The organism is Streptomyces sp. NPDC002784 (assembly GCF_053592135.1).
Map to the genome: position 1 here is coordinate 1 of NZ_JBSFVD010000135.1, position 2,198 is coordinate 2,198.

Consider the following 2,198-nt stretch of genomic DNA (forward strand, 5'->3'; position numbering starts at 1 on the left):
ACCGCAGCAATCTCGTCCGGAGTCACACACTCTCAACGCCACACCGGGCCCCAAGGACACGCACCACCCCAGCCGACCTGACCAAGCCCTACTAGGGATCCGGTAGACCGGGGTGGTGGGAGCGAGAGGGAGATCGGGGCGGACTCGGGTGCGGGGAAAGAACCGGCGCTCACGAGTGAACGTTGTGCCCTCCACAGCACCGTCCTTGTAGACCGGACCGACGAGTCGCCCGTAGCTGTCGCGGATCCCGATGCGCATCCCGGGCTTCCAGTGCGCCCGCCGCCACGCGCCGAACGAGAGCGGCCTCCGCGTCCCTGTCGGTGCTGTGCGCTCTTCGGGTGGCTCTTCTGGCGGAGGAGTGAAATCCAGGACGCGGACTCAGCTCAGCTGGCATTCGCCCGGTGGACGCCTCCGCCCGCCTCTGCCGGACCCCGGTCCGCGCCCCACGTCGCGCAGCACCCTGGGAAGGATCGCCACGAGCGAGGCCGGCCGGGCCGGTGGGTTCCATGATATGGAGACTTGCGTCCCACGTGGACATCCCTCCCTGGACTATCAAGATGCGATGTCAGGGTGTCCACTCCGAAGGATCAGCCTCACCGTCGGCGTCCCCCAGGACGGCGGCCGCGAGGTCGTCGGCGTCATGGTCGGCGACAGCGAGACCGAAGTCTTCTGGGCCCAGTTCCTGCGTCACCTGCGAGAAGGCGGATTGAGTTGCGTCCGCCTGGGCATCTCCGACAGCCACAGCGCTCTGGTCAAAGCGATCCGCAAGAGGAGACCGGCGAGGCCGGCGACGACGGCGATCTGGAGGGTGGCGAGAGCGGCGACGGAGCCGGTCTCGCCCTGCGTCCCCAGGTCGATGGCGGTGGTGCCGATGACCTGTGACCCGGCCTCGGCGAGGAACAGGGCGGGCGCGTACTCGCGGATCGTCTGGGCCCGGATGAGCAGAGACGAGGCGAGCATCGCGGGCACCAGGGGGCGGATGAGGATGCCGGGGCGCGAGCGGAGTCGGGACCGTCCGCCGCGGCGTCAGCGGCGGCCGGCTCGGTGGCTTTCCGGCGGCCCCAGGTAGCTCGGCTTCAGCCCGCCCGTGTCGACGACGAGCCTTTGCACTACCACCGTCGGGTCCACCATCCACAACTTCAGGGTGTGGGTGCCTGGCCCGGACACTGTGTGCTCGGTGACGGTGAGGTTGGTGTTGTCCGAGGTGTTTCGTTCCCATTGCTTGTTCATCGACGTGTCGTCGGCGCCCGTGACCCGGGTGACGTTCACCGTCGTCGGCGCAGCGCCGTCGAACGACACCGCGTACCGAAGACCCTCCGTAGGCAGCACGTTGTTGCGCGGCGACAGGTACACCAGTACCCGCACCGTCCCCGGGTCCGTCGTCAGCGTCACCCCGTACTCCAGGCGCGGGCCGTTCCCGCCCGGCGCGCGGCTCGGCGCCGTCACCGGCCAGGGTGTCACACCCGACCCCGTCCGCCCGATGTCCGGGATCTCCCGCCAGGTCACCCCGTCTGTCTCCACCGCGCGCGTGGCGTGCGCCGCCTCCATCGCCACGTACCCCGACGCTTCCACGAACCCCCGGCGCCTCCCGCGCGCGCCCAGCCGCGGGTTCTCCACGCGCGCCGTCACCCGCACCGCCCGGCCACCCGGTCCGCGCACCGTGAGCGGCACCTCGGTGGTCCCGCGCGGCGCACGCCGCCAGTCCACCCGCACTGTCGCCCGCACCTGGTGCGTCACCCGGCCCCGCGCACGGTCCACCGTCAGCCACTCCACCGGCGACTCGATCCGGTATTCAAACGGCTCCCGGCCCCGGTTGAACACCTCGACGTACGGATCGGGCGCGGTCCGGTACGGGCTCAGCGCCGGCAGTACCGCGGGCGCGTCCGAAGCGGGCCACCACGCGTCCGAGCCGTCGAGCCCTACGCCCATCTCCGCCCCCGCCGGGACCTCGGCGCGCTGGACCGCCGGAAACACCTCGTCCGGCAGCGCCACGTGGTCCGGCGTCTGCGGCTGCTGCCAGGCCGCGTCCGGGCCGTACCGCGCCACATTTCCATAACCGATTTTCGGCTGGGTCTGGAAGCCCCTCCACTTCCCCCCGGCCAGCACTTTGTTGTAGTGGTCCGACAGGGCCTGGTCGTCGGCGAAGCGCGCATCGGTGACGTCTGCCAGGGCGTTCGCCGCCGCCCGGCCCTGCGCCG

The 2,198-nt window shown here is 71.1% G+C and carries 1 protein-coding gene and 1 pseudogene; one reads left to right on the forward strand and one right to left on the reverse strand.

The window, feature by feature from the left end:
- The first annotated feature begins 640 nt into the window (after window positions 1-640).
- On the forward strand, window positions 641-1,069 hold the full coding sequence (locus ACWD1Z_RS37185) for a transposase (RefSeq protein ID WP_451125304.1): 429 nt from the start codon (window positions 641-643) through the stop codon (window positions 1,067-1,069).
- On the opposite strand, the pseudogene ACWD1Z_RS37190 reads toward ACWD1Z_RS37185, so the two are convergent.
- Window positions 1,027-2,198 (reverse strand): annotated as a pseudogene (locus ACWD1Z_RS37190) (glycosyl hydrolase 115 family protein); the annotation flags it as partial. The gene ACWD1Z_RS37185 and the pseudogene ACWD1Z_RS37190 sit on opposite strands and share 43 nt — an antisense overlap.